Below are 18648 nucleotides of genomic sequence, written 5' to 3'. Positions count from 1 at the left end.
TGGTAGACAGACGACTAAAGATCACTGTACAGAGATCAATCATAACGATCTGCATAACATGTGTCGTCTTTGCCTATTATTTTCTCCGAGTAAGGATAGCATCAGTTCTGTATAATGAGCTATCTGACCCGTATCCAACTGTTGAAATATTTCGTGCCCAAAGTCCTAGAATGTTAGCTATCGATTTGATGATGATATTTTTAGGGATCATTGCAGTATCAATGTCAATGGCAGAATATTTAGAATCTGGTCGTGTTCGGATATTTGATTTATATCACTACGCAAGGAAAAGAGTTTCACCGCTTGGGAACCACGATCCAGATGTTGATACTGAACGGATGGATACTTCCGGTCATAAAGTTGAAGAAAAGGCTCAATCTTTAACAGATATTGACAATGTCAAAACTTTATTTGGTGGCAATGACGCCAAAAATCTAAGATATTATGTTTTAAGCCGTGAAGCTCAGGAATACAGGTCAAGGCTAACTTTCGAAATAGAAAGCCTAAATAAAAGAGGAAATACAAACCTTATAATTGCATCAGTAACGACTTTAGCTGCGGTTACAATTCTCTTATATAGCGTGTTGAACCCGCTGAAGTCTGCTAATATTTATGAGTTACTTTCATACTATGTACCAAGAGTGTCCCTCATACTACTTATAGAAGTATTTTCTTTTTTCTTTCTGAAGTTGTATCGCAACAGCTTAGTGGACATTAGATTTTATCAAAATGAGCTTACAAATTTTGAATTTAAAATAATGTCGTTAAAAGTTGCTTTATTCGAAGAAGATAAAAGTCTCCTATCAAGTATGCTTACTGAATACTCAAAGACGGAGAGAAACGCAGTGTTGAAATCTGACGAAGCAATCACAACCACATCACTGCAAAAATTTGAAGGAGAGAAAGACAGGTTTTTTACTGATAACTTCAAGTCACTAACCGAATCAGTGTCAGCATTAGCTGAGAAGGTTATGTCATTGAACGGAAAAGGACCTGATAAAGCTGATAAGTAAACCTAATGCTTATGTATGCAAGTCATTTGTCTTGAAGATAAAGCTTTTTACGCCCTAATCGAAGAGGTCGTCGCCCGTATCAAGGAGAAGAATGGACAGGACCAGGACAAATGGGTGTCCGGCGAGCAGGCCATGCGGCTTCTGAACATCAAATCAAAAACGACTTTGCAGACCTTACGAGACGAGGGGAGGATCCGCTTTTCCCAGCCCCAAAAGAAAATCATTCTTTACGACCGGGATTCAATCAACGCTTATCTTGAACAGAACGCCCGAAATACTTTTAGATGATGGAAGAACAGGACAAGGTCGAACCAGAATATCTAAAGGGCTTCAACGAAGGCTATGATATAGCCAGGCACAAACCGGAACTTGCAGAAAAGTTGGCTGCTATCGACAGCGACTTTATCCGCTTGGTTGGATTTAAGGACGGTAAGAAACAGTATGAGGCCGAGCGAGCGAAAACCCGCCTGCCGTCGTGGATGAAAGAGGATCGTTTCGGCGGACAAAAGGATGTACCTGGCAAGACTAAAGACAAAGACCGCGACATCGAGCCGGAAAAGTGACAGTTAGCCTAGATCCCTGTCTGGTCCACGGTCCGGTGAGGGCTCGGTCATTTCGCGACCTTGCCTGCTAAAATCGCACTTAAACGATTTTGAATATCGTTCAGACGCTGAAACCGCTTGCTCTCCCTTTATCCCAACTGTCGGATTTTCCGGTTGAGGTGTTGCCATGCGTTCTGAAGCCTTTTCCAATCGTTCGGCATCCATGTAATCTTGTGACATCTGAATGTCCCTGGATTTCCCGCGTTCTGCTTTCCGTTCCTCTTTATTCAAGTTGCGATAGGGATTTGGAAATAATGCCTGTCTGGCAGTGTCCCGTGCGACACGGGCCGCTTTATCATTCGGCTTTGTTGTTTCCTTTTCAATTTTTCCCCACGCTTCCGCTTGAACGCTCTCTTTCTGCGCTTCTAAAAGCGAAACCGTCCGTTCCCGGTTGATAAAGCGGGTCGTGGCAAAACCGCGCGGCTTAAGCGTCGGTACTGGCCTGCTGCTTTGCGGTGTCGTCTCAATCTGCCTGTCGATGTTATGGACTTCACGAATTGTTTCGCTCACGCTCCGTTCCACATACTCATACCCTAGAGGATAAGAACTGTTTAAGTCATCGTTTGTCTCCATTTGTTCTAAGAGTTTTCATTGCGAACGCTCGTTGCTTTTGCTAAGATAAGAAACGGTTAAATCATTTTTATGTGGCTGTTGCATGGACTGGAAAAAAGACATAATAGATGGCCATTACAATGGTAATACGGCGCAGTTCGATACTGAATTTGCCGAAGCCGTCACCGAAGGCCGCTTAAACGCCGTCCATTGGGAAGACTTTTTGGCGGATGCAACGACCCTGACTCATCTTAAGGACACGGGGCGGGGCGTTATTGAAATCAATCTCGGCTATCTTCCGCCTGACGAGGTGATGTTGCCCTATGAGCCTTATTTACGCGCCCTTATCCAAATGTACTGGCATAGCACGATGGACGAGGATGAGTTTATGCATCAAGTGGAAGATCACATCAGACTTATTCGCAACGCTGACATGAAACACAATGTCTGTCTGAATTACGACGACGCGATTTATCAAAACTACAGAGAGAATTTTGCGCCCTACGGCTACGCCGTAAAGGAACGCCTGACAAACTTCTTGGGCTACGAACCGCAACTCGAACACTCGCTGATCGCTGAGATGTGGATGCGGGACATCATGTCCGACGACACTTATAAGATCCCGGTTGAAATGACCCCGGATGACATCCGGGCGATGACGCTTATCAAGTATCGTGAAGTCCTTTTGAAAGACGGGCAGGCCGAAGCCGATAAATCTCCGCTTTTAACCGATATGATCGTGATTCCCTGACTATAGGGATCAGGGTCATTTATTATGTCATATAGGACTACATTCTTAAATATCTGATTTTCAATAGGATTATAATTCAATTTAAAAGATAGTAATAGGAATTTGTTGCTATTATTCGAATCTGTGACACAATCGCTAAGGCCAATACATAAAAAAAGGCGGTCACCATGCGATTCCAAACGATACCAAGGTCTGAAATTCTTTTATTCGGCATCCCGGATTTTACGCCAATCCCGCTACCAAAATTTGCATCCAGTGTCGAATGCGGCAACAGCACTACTGGATTTGCCAGCCCCGCCGACGAGCACGTCGAAGCCAATCTGGATCTGAACGAGTTCCATCATATTCGTAAGCATGTCACATTCTTGGTGAGAGCTGTCGGAGATTCCATGAATGACGCCGGTATTTCGGAAAATGATGTGCTAATCGTTGATACCAGTATGGACTACAGAGAAAATGATGTCGTGATTTGCTGTTTAAACGGCAGTCACAAAGCCAAAACTATCAAGCGCGAAAAGGGCAAACTGTATTTGAAATCGCGCAATCCGTTATACGCCCCAATTGAGATACAGGAGAGCGATGATCTCCGCATTTTTGGCGTCGTGAAAGGGCTAAGTCGTAATTTCCGGCGCGACTGATGCAGTGGTTCGGCCTCCTGGACTGCAATAACTTCTATTGTTCCTGTGAACGGATATTTGACCCAACCTTGCAGGACAAACCAGTCGCCGTTCTCAGCAACAATGATGGTTGCATCATATCACGCAGCCAGGAGGTCAAAAATTTAGGCATTCTAATGGGAGCACCAGCCTTCAAAATCCGTCAACTGATCAAGCAGCATGCCGTACAGGTTTACAGCAGTAATTATACCCTTTACGGCGATATTTCAGCCCGCGTCATGAACACCTTGGGTGAACTTTGCCCGGTTGTCGAAGTCTATTCTATTGATGAAGCGTTTTTAGACTTGTCGATCTTGCCAGTTGCAGAGCTTGAACCATTCGCCCACAAAGTCAGAACCACCGTCCGGCAATGGACGAAAATCCCAACATGCGTCGGTATTGCGCCCACCAAGACGCTAGCAAAGGTTGCGAACAAGATCGCCAAAAAGAACCCCGCCCTTGACGGGGTTTTTGTCATTAAAGACGACGCAACCAGAATTGCAGCCCTTGAGGATTTTCCGGTCAGCGATGTTTGGGGGATCGGCTCACAGTCTCAAAAGCTTTTATTGACACAGGGTGTGCAGACGGCTTTGCAGTTTACCCGTCTCAACGAGCAATGGGTCAGGAGCAATATGACCGTTACGGGCCACAGGCTCTTGATGGAGCTACGCGGCCTTTCTTGTGTCCCCATGCTGGAGCCCCGCGCCATTCAGAAGAACGTGTGCAGCAGTCGTTCCTTCGGCCAGCCGCAGACCACCTTTGATGCGCTCAGTGCTGCCGTCAGCACTTTTGCCAGCACATGCGGCCAGAAATTGCGGGAGCAAAATGCCTGCGCAAGTGTCCTGTCCGTGTTTATCCACACCAACAAGCACCGTCCAGACCAGCCGCAGTACCATCGCACTAAATCAATCAACCTGCCGACCGCCAGCAACAGCAGCGCCGAACTGATTAAATACGCCCTATATGTCTTGAGGCAGATTTTCATGACCGGCCCCATCTATGCGAAAGTCGGTGTAATTGTGACGGGAATTATCCCCGCCGACCAAATAACGGTCGATTTGTTCGACACCGCTGACCGCGCTAGACTTAAGAACGTTAGTCTTGCGATGGATAGTATCAACCGGCAATATGCACGTAACACCGTTCTCTTCGCTGCACAAATGACTCAGCACAAGTGGCAGACTAAGGCTGACCGGAAAAGTCCCTGTTACACTACTCGATGGGAAGAATTGCTTAAAGTTCAGCTTGATTGAGTGGAGAAGACTTTGTAAGTAAGTTAAATATCTTGACTAGTTTTTATTAGTTTTACAGACTGTCTAACACCAAGTTTAATTTGAGTTTTATAGCCTAACATGATTTCCAAAATATATCTACACAAAGCTGCTACTTATACAGAGCCAGTTGAAATCCACCCTACTGAAATAAATTATTTGTATGGTAGTAATGGTAGCGGTAAAACTACTCTATCGAATGTAATTGCGAATTGCGCTTCTTTTGAAGATTGCACATTGACTTGGCATACAAACCCAACAGAAACTCTTGTTTATAATAAAGAGTTTGTTCAACAAAATTTCGGCCAGGCTAAAGCGTTGAAAGGTATTTTCACTTTGGGGAAAAGCTCAGTCGATGCACTGGCAAATATTGGCATCAAAAAGGAGAGGTTAGATACTGTAAAGAAAACAATTATTGGTCTTAATAAATCGTTGGGTGAGATTGAAAGTAAAGAATTTGGAGAAAATAGCATTTTATCTGAAAAGTGTTGGAATGCTAAAACTAAATTCGAAACACATTTTAAACCAGCGTACATAGGCTTTATAGGAAGCAAGAAGTCTTTTTTAGAAAAGTGTATTGCAGAACAATTGAACACAGAAGATTTATTCGAGGTTGAAATAATAAAGGAAAAATGTGATAAGGTTTTTAATAGTTTTATAAAAATAGAACAAAACATAAATCCTTTTGACTATGAAGATTTAGAATCAATAGAAAAAAATGAAATTTTAGCGACAAAAATTATTGGGAAAGATGATACATATATTGGCAAACTCATCAGTAAATTACAAAACAGTGATTGGGTTAAAAGAGGAACCGATTATCTTAGAATTTCTGAAAATTCTTGTCCGTTTTGTCATCAGGCAATTGAGGAAACATTGAAGGCTGATCTGATCGGCTTCTTTGATGAAATGTATCTAGAAAAGTACGACGAAATACTTGCCTTCAAAAATACTTATATTGAATATATAGAAGAAAAACTTAATGAGATTAGGAGCATTGCTCGAAAGAAAGATGGCGTTTATAAACCTGAAAAATTAATTGCTCAAGGCGTGTTATTGAACGAGATATATTCAGCAAATTTAACTGTTATTGAAGAAAAACTAACTTCGCCAAGCGTCGCATTAGAGATTAGATCTTTATCTCCAATATTTGCTGAAATAAAATCTATAATTGAGTCCTATTCAATCAAAGTGCTAGAAAATAATAACACATTTAATAATTTGCGTAATGAACAAGAGCTTTTAAAAAATCAGATATGGCGCTTTGTGTCGAACAATTTGAAGTTAGACATAAGCACTTCTCTAGAAATATCTGACAAATACCATAAAGCAAAGCATAAAATACAAGATAAAATACTCGCAAATGAAATTCAGCAGTCAGTTCTGGAATCTGATATCAGAGCACTTGAATCTGAAGTGACGAACGTAACTCACACCATAAACGAAATAAATCGCATCCTTAAACTATTCTCATTTACTAATTTTAAACTTGATGAATCAGCCGAAAAAGGTTTTTATAAAATAATTCGAGAAGATGGATCTGAAGCGAAACAAACATTGAGTGAAGGTGAAAGCACATTCATAACATTTCTATATTTTTATCAACTAATCAAGGGTAGCACAAATAGTCATGGTATTGTAAAAGAGAAAATTGTCGTTTTTGATGATCCCATTTCGAGCTTGGACAGTAGCGTGTTATTTGTAGTCAGTAGTCTCGTTAAGGAGGTTATAAACTATAGCAGAAATAAGACTAATGATGTTAAGCAAGTATTCGTTTTAACTCATAACATCTATTTTTATAAAGAAGTGACATTTAAAGGTGGGAGAAACAGAAATCCTCTAAAAGAGGAAAGTTTTTGGGTTGTAAAAAAAATCGGAGGTAAGTCAACAATATCTGTTCACCCTGAAAATCCTATCAAAACTACATACGAACTTTTATGGAGAGAAGTAGCTGATATTGAAAATGTAAACAAGGCTACGATTTATAATACACTCAGGCGTATACTTGAATATTATTTTAATATTATTGGTGGGCTAGATTACGAAGATTGTATCAATAAGTTTGAAGGTGAAGAGAAAATTATTTGCAAATCACTTGTCGCCTGGATTAACGATGGGTCTCATTTTATCAATGATGATCTAATTGTGCATACTGAACATGAAGAAATTCAAAGATATTTAGATGTATTTCGAATAATATTCGAAAGAATGGATCACAAGAGTCACTATGATATGATGATTGAATCTTGTAAGTAGATTATAATCTTACACGGTATTCAGCTTCATACACTGTATAAGTTGCTTAATAAGCTATACTAAAGCTCGCTATGCAAGTCCCCTTTTATACGAAAGATTGGTTAGACATGCTAAAAGTAAAAGTGCCATTAGAATAGTTGTGAAATAGATAACTATCGTTATTCACAAACAGAATTACACTATTTAACTTAGACCGGATAGCACTCATGTTGTGGCGGCTCCATTTGCGATCTACTCCCAAAAACGGGAAAACGCAGAACGACGTTGTGAATTATTGTATTCAGAACGACGTGGCTGGTATTGGCTGGCCGGTTACATCAAAGCCAGCCTCGCCATCGGATTACGTTGATCTTGTTAAGAAAACATATGGCAGAGCTACAGCGGCTGTTGCTTTTGCGACAAAGCCTCAGCCGGGTCATCTGATTTGGACACGCAGCCGTAATGGGGAATATTATTTGGGGCGTATTGACGATGAGCAAGGCGACTGGCGGTATTCAGACAAACCTTTGCACTTAGATCTGGATATTCCGAACCAGCGTGGTTGTCATTGGATATATGTAGGTAATGAAGCAAACGTCCCAGGGAAGATTGTTGCCTGTTTTCGACCCGTCAATGCGTTTCAGGCAATTCGCGACCCTGAAATGGAACGTTATTCGCGATGGCTTTATGCTAACCCTAAGGGCTCATTGGAAATTGACACTTCTGATAACAGAACAATTGATCCGACCGCCTTTTTCAAAATGATTAGTGCCGATGAATGTGAAGACATTGTCGGTTTGTATCTTCAAAAGATAAGGGGCTACTGTCTGATACCGAGTACGAGTAAGCGAGAGACAATTGGATATGAGTTTATACTTCATCACGGTGAAACGGGTCAAACGGCGGCAGTACAAGTTAAACAAGGGAGCGTAGCGTTAGATGAACGGCTAAAAAACGTCGCTGATCGCATTTTCCTTTTTTCAACTCAAGGAGCTGCTTCGGTGACGGCTTCAAATGTTGAGGTACTATCTATTCAAGAACTTTACGCGTTTTTGAGCAAACACGAATATTTGCTACCTAAGAAGATAAGATATTGGCTTGATGCAATGCATTATAAGCACTTAACATGATTAGGTGCTTATAGTTGCAATGATAAATAAACACAAGAAGGTGTTTGACCAAGTTGAGTTTAGCTAGAAGACTTATTTTTATAGTATTCAGCGATAAATTCTTTTTGAGGATCTTCTAAAATCCACACTCTACTTGAGTCTGCTAAATTCTTGTGTTTTTGTTGTCTAGCAGAAAACATCTTCCATGTTAGATAAGTGGTAGTAGCGCCGCCAAAGTTTTTAGATGACTTTAAACAGATACGCTTCAATCCAGTAAGCTTATGTTCATCTACTTCGCCATCACTTGTAACAGCTTCTATGAACCACAATGTGCTACTGGTAGGATTATAAAGAATTACATCTGGAAAAGAATCCTCTAGCTCTAACTTAATTCCGTATTTGTCCATGAGAGACCGCTCTTCATCACTAATTCTATCTCCATCAGCATCATCTTTATAAATAGATATAAAACCAGGCAAGAAGTGGCTAGCGTATAATTCGATTGATTTTTCGATGAGGTTTGTATGTGGGTTGCCTTCAACCAAGGCCCTTGACGCAACTTCAGCAGCGGCTTGTATTTCTAAACGTTCACGAATGCTATCGCCTGAAATCCAGACCTTTAAGGCAGCATCAAAGTTTTTTGTATCGAATTGCTGAAGTAGGCTAACAAAGTCAGCATTCAATCGGTAACAGGAATTCGGTGACTTGGCTTTGACATGACCAGATAGAAAGCCTTTAAACGGATCAAATGTCAGAGGTTCGATAGCGCCAATTTCGCGAAGAGGCTTAATCCAACTATCGCGGCCCTCTCTATCAAGCTTGGTTTTTCCTCTCATGAGTATTCCCACGAATGAACCAATTTCGGCTATAGTGGCACCATCCTTCAATTTGTAACCGTCATTTTTAGCGAATTTGGATGTCAGCTCATCATTCAGAAGGCACCAAACCGCATCTCGGGTATCATCATTGAATTTACCAATCTGCTTAAGTACATCCTCTATTTGCTTTAAACCAATGCGTTGGTATGAATCTTTAAAATTATAATGCTTCCGCTTTTCACTGTATTCGTCCTCAATTTTCATTTTTGTTTTCATTGAAACGGTATATCCGAATCGGTTATTAAGATTATTAATAACTGCAACATTAAAGGTTTCAATTTACATTACAATGTAAACATATTAATTGGTCGCTCGCGCCGATTTTAATCGGTTAAACAGCAAACAATTACAGGTTCAAAAACCTTGTCTGAGGCACATTAATACCGTTGTTATCAGTTATGAATCAGACTGCTACATGAATTGCCTGTAGGTTCGAAAACGCTTCTAATGTCTCATTCACATACTTACTAGCGGGGATAATAGGGCTTAAAATAGTAGCCACGATCCGGAAAAAACGCTAAATTGTAGCAATGTTTGATCAAATCGATACCATCCGCCGAGACACTAACACAGCTCTAGACCCGACACGGCGCTCTCAGCTTGGTCAATTTATGACACCGAGTCGGATTGCTCGCTTTATGGCGTCTTTGTTTACAGATAACCAGCAAGATCATGTTTCTTTACTGGACGCTGGTGCTGGTGTTGGATCTTTATCAGCTGCCTTCTTAGAGCGAGTACAAAATCAATGGGGCTCATTTAGCAGTATAAGCGGAACAGCCTACGAGATTGACCCTATCTTATCTGAAGTACTGACGAACAACTTTGATGATTATCAGGGCTTCGCTTTAAGTTTCGGTGTTAATTTCGCACCTAATATAATTTCTGACGACTTCATAGAGTCGTCGGTTTTGCAGCTGTTAGCTGGACAGGGATCGGCATATGACTACGCAATCCTCAACCCTCCTTATAAAAAGATAAACAGTAATTCCCATCATCGACATCTACTACGTGCAGCTGGTATCGAAACAGTGAACCTGTACACAGGCTTTATTGCATTGGCTCTAATGCAAATGAAGGCCGCAGGTCAGATTGTCGCCATCATTCCCCGTAGCTTTTGCAACGGGCCTTACTATCGACCTTTCCGCGAATTAATTTTAAAGCATGCTGCTTTGCGGCACATTCATCTATTCGACTCTCGCAATAAACCCTTTGGAGAAGACGCTGTCCTTCAAGAGAATATTATTATTCATTTAGTGAAGGGTGGATTGCAAGAGCAAGTGACAATCTCTACGTCATCTGACGATACTTTTTCTGATTTACGAACGACTGCGTTTGACTTTAAAGATATTGTAAAGATAGATGATGTTGAAAAATTCATACATATTCCAACAGGTCACGAAGAAGGTAGCTTAAAAATACCTGAAGCATTTCATTTTACTCTAGCTCAGATTGGCGTGGATTTATCTACCGGTCCAATAGTAGACTTTCGGGTCAAAGAACATTTACGCATGGAGCCAGAAGAAGGGAGCGTGCCTTTATTGTATCCAGGCCATTTCTCTAACAAACATGTTAGCTGGCCAAAATTGGATTTCAAAAAACCAAATGCTATCGTTTTAAACTCAGATACAGAGAAATGGCTGTATCCCGCTGGTTATTACACCGTTGTAAAAAGGTTCACCTCAAAAGAAGAAAAAAAACGGATTGTAGCAAGGGTCGTCAGCCCCTCTGATTTGAACGGACAACTTTACGGATTTGAAAATCACTTGAATGTTTTTCATTGCAAAAAACGTGGTCTGTCAGAAGAGTTAGTATTAGGGTTAGCTGTCTATTTAAACTCGTCGATGATAGACCAGTATTTTAGGCAGTTTAATGGTCATACTCAAGTTAATGCTACAGATCTACGTCTTCTGAAGTATCCGAGTAAAAAAACTCTGTTTGAATTAGGGGCTTGGGCTAAGTGTATCCCAGATTTTGAACAAAATTTGATAGACCAAAAAATAGGTTCTCTCGCGTAGGGGATTTTGGTGCCCTTTTTTTGAAGGTCTTATCCACATGCAAGTTTAAATGTAGAACTTGAAAAAGGGTGGGTAAATCCTGATAATTTAATCTTATCTAACGTGATAAATTTTCAAATAACTATTTTGTGCTATTAACAATCTGATAAATTGCTGCTCTTAGAACTTGCCAACAAATTCTGGCGGTATGTATATCAGGGTTGAATTTACCACTCATCTGTTCATAAGGATGAATATAATTTCTGAAATCTCTCAAAGAATGACTGAATTTTTTTACGTCACTTTTCAATAACCCCACCTCATGTGAAGCATCTATAAAATTGCTTAGTGTCCATTGGTGGAACGGCTTGACGGTGCTATCTTTTTCTTTCGGCGCGCTATTAGCCTGATTAAATTTTCGTGGATATATTAATGCAATCCCTAATAAAATTCCCTCCAATGTGCTGCCAGCCAAGAAGATAACTGAAAGCGGAGCATTATTTCTGAGGCATTTTTCTATTTCCTCAAGCCTCGCCTTAAGTATTTCTGTAACGATGCTATCCAGACGTAATGCATCAAGGCTAATATCTTTAAACTCGTGACTTAAAAAGTCTTCCTCTTTTAATTCAGAATTTTGTTGAATTTTAACATCAGGAATGATTATCTCGCTCAGTTTTACAAAATGTATCTCTGCATTTATCCTTTTTATTTTCCATTTATCAAAGGCAAGATAATTGTTGAAATCTTCAATCAAATTGTCTAACTGAGGCAGATTTTCTATATAATTAATTACAGCAAAGACGTTGCGAATACATTGGTCTAGCTCAGAACGTCCATTTAACTGATTCAATTTTTCTTCTGTATACTTACCTCTCGAAGGAAAGCCTTGGCCGTAAATATCTTTGAAACCAAGTTGATTAAAGAAAGCTACAAGTATAGGACCAGATCTGTATTGGGATCCTTCATTGATAATTTCGCGTAGCTTTTCTAAAGTCCGCTGTTGAAGAAACATTATGCTCTCTTAAAATATAGAGTGAAAAAGTATGCTACAGCTGGCAAGTGCCATTTTCTACTTGAAACAAGAAGAAGACATTAATAAGATGCAAATTAGTTCTTATTGTCTACATGCCACTAATAAGGGACTAAATAGGGGACTCACCTAAGTGTGAAATCTGCATTTAGATACGAAATCAAATTGATATGAGAATAATATGAATCCTGCTCGAGGAGCCAATACTCCCTTTAATCAGCGTTATTTGTTCTTAAGAACCTTGCCAAAACTCCGGTTTTGCAGGGCTTTTGGCGTATCGTTTGATTTACGAGCAATGACCCAGGTTACCCGACATTTATCCAAAGTGGGGGCATATTGGGGGCATGGTGTGAATTTAGCATATTCTTTGTCCCCCAGTTCGTTCAATCAACGTCAGCTGATAGAAAGGGAGGGGAGCCATGCCGCTCACCGACATGCAATGTCGCACCGCCAAACCAAAAACTAAGCCATACAAGCTTTCTGATAGCGAGGGTCTTTATCTCGAAGTCCTGCCATCCGGAGGACGCTACTGGCGACTCAAATACCGTCTTCACGGTAAAGAAAAGCGTCTCGCTCTTGGGGTATATCCAAAGGTCACCCTGTTAGAGGCCCGACAGGGCAGAGACAAGGTTAAGCGCGAACTGAAAGACGGGGTTGATCCCAAGCTCGCGAAGCATGAGCGAAAACAGCAAGCAGCTTTCGAACATGGACAGACTTTCGAATTAATCGCGCGAGAGTGGCATAGTAAGGGTCTGGAAACCTGGGACTCACGTTACTCAAAAACCATCCTGCACCGTCTGGAAAAGTATGTTTTTGATGATTTAGGCCAGTTCCCAATTCATCTTTTGAAGCCGCTCACTGTACTTGCCTGTCTTCAGACAATTGAGACAACCGCCCCCGAAATGGCACGGCGGGTCAAGCAGTTGATCAGCCATATTTGCCGGTATGCAATCATTACGGGCCGTACTGAGAACGATCCGACGACAGGTTTAGAAACGGCTCTTAAGCGTTACAAGAAAGGGCATTTCGCATCCCTCGACATTGATCAGTTGCCGGAGTTCATGTTGGCTCTTCACCACCATAAGGCACGTCTGCACTATCAAACTTATCTGGCAATCCGTTTGATGTTCCTCACTTTCGTTCGAACCAGCGAGCTTGTCGAAGCGACATGGTTGGAAATCGACCTTGATCAAGCTATGTGGACGATACCAGCTGAACGCATGAAAATGCGCAGTCCACATCTAGTGCCTTTATCCCGTCAATCTCTCACGATTCTAACCGAGTTGAAAAAGTTGAATGGTAATCGAGAGTTTGTCTTTCCAAGCCTGCCGCGTCCTCGCAAACCCATGAGCAAAGGGTCTATCCTGGTCGCTCTTAAACGCATGGGGTACAGCCGAAAGATGACCGGTCACGGTTTTCGTGCGTTGGCACTGGGTATTTTAAAGGAGAAGCTAGGGTATTCACATGAGATTGCGGACCGGCAATTGGCCCACGCACCCAAAAGCAGCACAGACCGTGCGTACGACCGGGCTAAATTCTTATCTCAACGGACACAGATGATGCAGAATTACGCCGATTATCTGGATCAGGTTTACCTGGCGGCCTTAACAAAGCAAATCAAAGATGGCGTTATTGGTCAGGTACAGACCTGAAAAAATCTTTTTAGTTGCTTCAGTTAAAGCCCTTCGGGGCTTTTTATGTCTGCAAACCACGAAAGCCTGATTTGGACCATTTCCATTATTCATTATTAACAAGACCAAATTCCTATTGATTATCCGTAATCTGTAACTTAACATGAATATATTCCTAGGTCAATCAAGATGATTGCCTGATTCTTTTAGAGGGAGAGAAATATCATGTCTGACAAAAACGAATCTCTACTCGATCGTAAAACTGCGGCCAAGTACCTCAATCTGTCACCTGGAACTTTGGCCGTTTGGGACTGCACAAAGCGCTATAATCTCAACCCCATCAAAATAGGACGTGCCGTCCGCTACCGTAAGGCGGATCTCGATAAATTCATCGAGCAACGGCTCTGGTCATCCAATAATCCCAACCCTGACCCGCCTAGTAAGACGCGCCGTTAAAATCTAAGCCATTCCTTTTATTTCCGTTGCCTTGGAGATCGCCATGAACATTGATCATGCGAAACTGATTCCTATCGCCCAAATTTTAGATCAACTCAACATTAAGCCTCGTAAAACGAGTGCCGGTAAACTCCTTTATCTGTCACCCATCCGAAAAGAAAAGACCCCAAGCTTTTGGGTTTATAGTAAAGCCAATCGCTGGCATGACTATGGCATCGGGCAGGGCGGTGATCCCATTGATCTGGCATGCGCGTACCTCAAATTTATCCGTGAAGATCACACGATTGCTGACGCCTTGCGATGGATCAGCAATCTGACTAGCGGCCCTTACAAGTTTGATCCTGCCTTAAGCGACGCGCCCGTAGTAGACGATGAACCTTGTCTTTCCTTAAAGAAAGCGGGTGTCATCCAGCATATCGGACTTATTCATTATTTAGGAAAACGGGGCATTCCGGTGGCGACCGCTCATAAACACCTAAAAGAAGTTCATGTCCGTAACAAGCGCACGCAAAAGAGTTTTATCGCTCTAGGATTTGACAATGAGGAGGGTGGCTATGAACTCCGCAATCCTTTCTTCAAAGGTTCGCTTGGGGCGAAATCCATATCGTTCATTCGAGGAACAGTCCCGGAAGAGAAAGCAATCCACATTTTTGAAGGCTTTTTCGATTACCTCTCAGCCATCACACAATTGAAGGGCCGAGGGTTCAAGGGCGACACCATCGTTCTGAACTCAATCTCCTGCCTCAAGCAAGTTTTGCCGTACATCAGCAATTATGGTTATCGCAGCGCTTTTACCTGGCTCGATAACGATTTGGCCGGTGAAACCGCAACCCGCACCCTCAGCCAATTCTTCAAAACGCAACATGAGCTTGTTTATAAACCCATGAACCCCATCTATGCCCCACACAAAGATGTTAACGCATGGCACATGCACAAGCGGAATTTGGCCTTGTAAGACCTTGAGCCGTTAAATGATGCATGAGATGGCTTCTCGACATCTCTGGTCTCGATCATCTGATTGTTACTTTTCGCAACGAGCGCTCGTTCGCTGATGATGAGTTGCTGCCGCTGCATTATCCAATGCTTGATGTGATCGTCTCGAATGCCGGTCTCAATCGTTCAGGCCTGTTCTGCCACAACTGAGGCTTAAGGACGAGACTGTACCCGCCATCACTCTTTCACCAACAAGAATTTTCCCCGGCCTAACGGCCTTCCTCGCGAGACAAAATTCTTGCCGGTTCCTTCGCTGGATACCGGGTTTTGCCAGTCCCTGTAACCCTCACCCGTGGAGAACACACCATGACGACCAACACCCGTAAACCTTCTTCCAAACGTGCAAATCAAAAACCGTCTGACACCAACAACCCACCTACACAAAACGATCTATACGCCCGCGTAACGGGTAAAATCATCACTGATCTTGAACAAGGCAATCTGACGTGGCGCAAGCCGTGGCATGCGGAACATCTTACCGGTCAGGTCATGCGGCCCCTACGCTGGAATGACATTCCCTACCAGGGCGTCAACACGCTTTTGTTATGGGGAACAGCCGCCGAGCAAGGCTACAGCTCGCCCTACTGGATGACCTACAAGCAGGCCACCGATTTGAAAGCCCAGGTCCGTAAAGGCGAGAAATCAACGCAGATTGTCTATGCCGACAAATTCATAGTCGAAGACAAGAACGCGCAGGGCGAAGCCGTTACCAGTCAGATCCCGTTTCTCAAACCTTACGCGGTTTTCAACGCCGATCAGATCGAAGGTCTATCCGAAGGGTTTTATAAGAAACCCGAACAGACCGTCACCAACGACCTGACCCGCAATCAAGAGCTTGAAGCGTTCTTCTCCCAGACAAAAGCCGACATCCACACCGGCCGCGAAGCGTCCTACTCCATCACGACCGACCGGGTCCAGATGCCGCCATTTGAAAGCTTTACAAGCACGGAAGGCTATTATGCCGTATTGGCTCATGAAATCACCCATTGGACCCGCCATCCATCACGGCTAAACCGCGACCTTGGCCGGAAAACATACGGTGATGCCGGTTACGCCAGCGAAGAGCTGGTTGCCGAACTGGGAGCCTGTTTTCTGGCGGCTGATCTCGGCTTCGAACCGATGCCGGAGGCCCAACATGCGGCCTACATTCAGTCCTGGTTACAGGTTTTGCAAAATGATAAACGGTTCATCTTCTCAGCCGCATCTCATGCCCAGAAAGCGGTTGAGTACTTGCACAGGCTTCAACATGGCTAAATAACATCAAACCAAACCGGACGCCTTAAAATTCAAAAGGCGTTCGGATTTGAAATCTGTCGCAGCGTTATTTACATAAATGAGTCAACAGATAAACTCATTTGGTTAAATCATTTATCTAGTCTTACTTTCAGGCGGTTAAGGCGTCCTAACACAGCCGTGTCTTTGGGTAAGTGCTTTTATAATTTGTATATGATCCATTTCAAGAACCTGATCATTTTATTTGTGCTGTTACTCTGGACAAATACGGTGTTTTCGCAAAAAGTCGTGACTGATAGGCGCTATTTTGATAATTACGGCCTGAAATGCGAAGGCGAAACTTTAGAGATGGGTATTCTCGATGAGATCAGTTGTTTTAAAGCAAAAATAGGCGTCTGTGGTGATCCGTTCCCCGATGAGTTTGAAGACAAATCAACTGAAATACAGATTTCAGGACCTGGTGACCCGACACTCACTCAAATCAGAAGCTACACAATTGGCACGAACAAGGCGACAATCAAAGTGTTCAAAGCGATGGCAAAACTGACTGAGTCCGGTGAAATTACGATTACCAGTCGAAGCCTGTTTGAATATGTTGTCGGTCCTCAATGTCCGACCAACCCACCGGAGAACTACATTCTTGAACGTATCTGGGTTCACAGGTTTAGGGTTGTACCCAAACCTCCAACGCCCAGTTTGACCGTTGAGAGATATATAAGCGCAAATAACATCAAGTTTATTGCGAGTGGCTGTCCGACCAGTAATACAGAATACGGCTACGAATATCAGTGGAATAACACGGACTGTGCAGCTCAGCCGAATAATTTTTTCTCTCGAAATCACAATCCTGACGGTACGAATCCGGGTGCAGGCGGTCAGTATTACCGAGTCCGGTGCACTGCATTAAATGGAACATGCGTCAGTGATCCATCAGATTATGAAACAGGGATCTCTTACATGCCGCCTGATCTGGCGCGAGTTCTACCAGAACACCGTTCGTCTATTCAGCTAATTGAGTCTTTGACACGCAGTCCTTTACTCCTTTCTTATCATAGCTATTCAGTAGAAACCGCCATATGCTCCATTGATGATAACTCAAATTGTACTGTTCAGAATGTCTTCGACATTATAAAAAGTAGCAATCAATATATCGCGGCGATTACTCAAGATATGCGGGGAATAGGTTATAATGATAATCGTTACAGTTATGATGATTTTTCGCCAGTTACAAATTATGGAACTGTAAACCTTTCTGGTCCCGCTATCCGTTTTTTTCTGGAAACAGGACTTGCTCCTGTAGCTAAACTTATACCAAATCCAATAATGACATATATTGACGATCAGACCCGTTGCGTTATAAACTACACGCTTCCTGGACATATATTATCGCCTGGCAGAGTTATTCGGCGAGTTATTCAAAAATGTAATGAGATCTATGTAGTAACTATCGGAGAAGGCGCTAGCAATCTTCAGTTTCCTTTTGATATAGCCGCGGCTGGCATAAATGTTTTCGAAGGGAAAAGATTGTTTAAAAATGTGGACGTTCGTGTGAAAACAGAATTTCAAAGGAAATTTCCATGAAATACTTCAAATTAATTCTAATCTCCTTTGCTCTTGCCGTAAGCTTTTCAATAACAAAGGCCCAAGCTCAGATTGACCTAGAGAAATTATACGAAAAACATTGGCGTACTAAAACGTATGAGTTTATTAAGCCGAATGACACTGTCTTAATGTACTCTCGATATGAGAATAAAGGCGCTGTGGAGTACGGCAGTGTCGTTACGTTATTCAAGAAAAATGGACTTTTAGAAGGATTTAATGCAGCCGGAATTCCCACTCCGGGCAGATATAAATTGACAAATAATAATGAGATATTTTTCGACGATGAACAAGTACCTGCAAAGATAATCAGCCTGACAGATACAGAGCTAGTAACTGAGGCAACTCAGTTATACACACCCATACTTACAAGTGAGCCTTACAACGTAACTACAAAAATTGTGTATGAAGCTTTTGATCCAAATGCCATTTGCGAAAGCTTAAAGTCAGGTGAGTGGGACAACTTAGCTTTATGGACGTGCCAAAGAGTGCCTACTATCAATGATAAAGTTCAAATCAATCAAAATCATAGAGTAGCGATCCCAGATAATTACAAAGCTTACGCTCAAAGCCTTAATCAAATAGGCAAACTGAAGATCGGCGAAAACGCTAAATTAGAACTTGGTAAACAGCCTTAACGGCAAT

At 42.3% G+C, this 18648-nt stretch carries 19 protein-coding genes; 16 read left to right on the top strand and 3 right to left on the bottom strand.

Going from position 1 to position 18648, the window contains the following annotated elements; genetic code table 11:
* Positions 1–170 precede the first annotated feature (170 nt).
* From ACYVJM_RS24970 to ACYVJM_RS24960, 3 genes are read left to right on the top strand one after another with little or no spacing between them, the layout of a single operon-like run.
* A complete protein-coding gene (locus ACYVJM_RS24970) occupies positions 171–1013 on the top strand; it encodes a hypothetical protein (RefSeq protein WP_461150962.1) in 843 nt (280 codons plus the stop codon).
* 15 nt (positions 1014–1028) lie between these two features.
* Complete coding sequence (locus tag ACYVJM_RS24965; RefSeq protein WP_461150961.1) at positions 1029–1301, top strand: helix-turn-helix domain-containing protein; 273 nt, start codon at positions 1029–1031, stop codon at positions 1299–1301.
* The gene (locus ACYVJM_RS24960; protein WP_461150960.1) at positions 1298–1576 is read left to right on the top strand and encodes a hypothetical protein; all 279 of its coding nucleotides are present in this window, start codon (positions 1298–1300) and stop codon (positions 1574–1576) included. The genes ACYVJM_RS24965 and ACYVJM_RS24960 overlap by 4 nt, the downstream gene beginning before the upstream one ends.
* Positions 1577–1579: 3 nt before the next feature.
* Here ACYVJM_RS24960 and ACYVJM_RS24955 read toward each other — a convergent pair whose 3' ends face one another.
* Positions 1580–2188: a hypothetical protein gene (locus tag ACYVJM_RS24955; RefSeq protein WP_461150959.1), complete on the bottom strand. Its 609-nt coding sequence runs from the start codon at positions 2186–2188 to the stop codon at positions 1580–1582.
* An 82-nt stretch (positions 2189–2270) separates the two neighbouring features.
* Here ACYVJM_RS24955 and ACYVJM_RS24950 point away from each other — a divergent pair, with 82 nt between their 5' ends.
* The 5 genes from ACYVJM_RS24950 (at position 2271) to ACYVJM_RS24930 (ending at position 8210) form a co-directional block, all read left to right on the top strand.
* On the top strand, positions 2271–2918 hold the full coding sequence (locus ACYVJM_RS24950; protein WP_461150958.1) for a hypothetical protein: 648 nt from the start codon (positions 2271–2273) through the stop codon (positions 2916–2918).
* A gap of 167 nt (positions 2919–3085) precedes the next feature.
* Positions 3086–3556, top strand: coding sequence for a LexA family protein (locus ACYVJM_RS24945; protein WP_461150957.1), 471 nt, complete (start codon positions 3086–3088; stop codon positions 3554–3556).
* Positions 3556–4827: a Y-family DNA polymerase gene (locus tag ACYVJM_RS24940; RefSeq protein ID WP_461150956.1), complete on the top strand. Its 1272-nt coding sequence runs from the start codon at positions 3556–3558 to the stop codon at positions 4825–4827. Before ACYVJM_RS24945 ends, ACYVJM_RS24940 begins: the two co-directional genes overlap by 1 nt.
* 99 nt (positions 4828–4926) lie before the next feature.
* A complete protein-coding gene (locus ACYVJM_RS24935) occupies positions 4927–7101 on the top strand; it encodes an AAA family ATPase (protein WP_461150955.1) in 2175 nt (724 codons plus the stop codon).
* Between the two features lie 266 nt (positions 7102–7367).
* On the top strand, positions 7368–8210 hold the full coding sequence (locus ACYVJM_RS24930) for a hypothetical protein (RefSeq protein ID WP_461150954.1): 843 nt from the start codon (positions 7368–7370) through the stop codon (positions 8208–8210).
* 59 nt (positions 8211–8269) lie between these two features.
* Here the strand turns inward: ACYVJM_RS24930 and ACYVJM_RS24925 are convergent, their stop codons facing one another.
* Positions 8270–9283 (bottom strand): BsuBI/PstI family type II restriction endonuclease, encoded by a 1014-nt coding sequence (locus ACYVJM_RS24925; RefSeq protein ID WP_461150953.1) that lies wholly within the window; start codon positions 9281–9283, stop codon positions 8270–8272.
* Between the two features lie 314 nt (positions 9284–9597).
* Between ACYVJM_RS24925 and ACYVJM_RS24920 the strand changes: the two genes are divergently transcribed.
* Positions 9598–11082, top strand: a complete 1485-nt coding sequence (locus ACYVJM_RS24920; RefSeq protein WP_461150952.1) for an Eco57I restriction-modification methylase domain-containing protein — start codon at positions 9598–9600, stop codon at positions 11080–11082.
* A 121-nt stretch (positions 11083–11203) separates the two neighbouring features.
* Here ACYVJM_RS24920 and ACYVJM_RS24915 read toward each other — a convergent pair whose 3' ends face one another.
* On the bottom strand, positions 11204–12073 hold the full coding sequence (locus ACYVJM_RS24915; protein WP_461150951.1) for a hypothetical protein: 870 nt from the start codon (positions 12071–12073) through the stop codon (positions 11204–11206).
* Between the two features lie 437 nt (positions 12074–12510).
* Here ACYVJM_RS24915 and ACYVJM_RS24910 point away from each other — a divergent pair, with 437 nt between their 5' ends.
* The 7 genes from ACYVJM_RS24910 (at position 12511) to ACYVJM_RS24880 (ending at position 18641) form a co-directional block, all read left to right on the top strand.
* Positions 12511–13743, top strand: coding sequence for a tyrosine-type recombinase/integrase (locus tag ACYVJM_RS24910; RefSeq protein ID WP_461150950.1), 1233 nt, complete (start codon positions 12511–12513; stop codon positions 13741–13743).
* 204 nt (positions 13744–13947) lie between these two features.
* Positions 13948–14178, top strand: coding sequence for a helix-turn-helix domain-containing protein (locus tag ACYVJM_RS24905; protein ID WP_461150949.1), 231 nt, complete (start codon positions 13948–13950; stop codon positions 14176–14178).
* A gap of 43 nt (positions 14179–14221) precedes the next feature.
* The gene (locus ACYVJM_RS24900) at positions 14222–15133 is read left to right on the top strand and encodes a toprim domain-containing protein (RefSeq protein ID WP_461150948.1); all 912 of its coding nucleotides are present in this window, start codon (positions 14222–14224) and stop codon (positions 15131–15133) included.
* A 23-nt stretch (positions 15134–15156) separates the two neighbouring features.
* Positions 15157–15321: a hypothetical protein gene (locus tag ACYVJM_RS24895; RefSeq protein ID WP_461150947.1), complete on the top strand. Its 165-nt coding sequence runs from the start codon at positions 15157–15159 to the stop codon at positions 15319–15321.
* 156 nt (positions 15322–15477) lie between these two features.
* Positions 15478–16425 (top strand): ArdC family protein, encoded by a 948-nt coding sequence (locus tag ACYVJM_RS24890; protein WP_461150946.1) that lies wholly within the window; start codon positions 15478–15480, stop codon positions 16423–16425.
* 192 nt (positions 16426–16617) lie between these two features.
* Positions 16618–17985 (top strand): hypothetical protein, encoded by a 1368-nt coding sequence (locus tag ACYVJM_RS24885; RefSeq protein ID WP_461150945.1) that lies wholly within the window; start codon positions 16618–16620, stop codon positions 17983–17985.
* Positions 17982–18641, top strand: coding sequence for a hypothetical protein (locus ACYVJM_RS24880; RefSeq protein ID WP_461150944.1), 660 nt, complete (start codon positions 17982–17984; stop codon positions 18639–18641). The genes ACYVJM_RS24885 and ACYVJM_RS24880 overlap by 4 nt, the downstream gene beginning before the upstream one ends.
* Positions 18642–18648 lie beyond the last annotated feature (7 nt).

The sequence above is a fragment of the Spirosoma pulveris genome (genome assembly GCF_054781875.1).
Note: the sequence above shows the minus strand (reverse complement) of the source record. Positions and strands in the feature narration are given on the sequence as shown.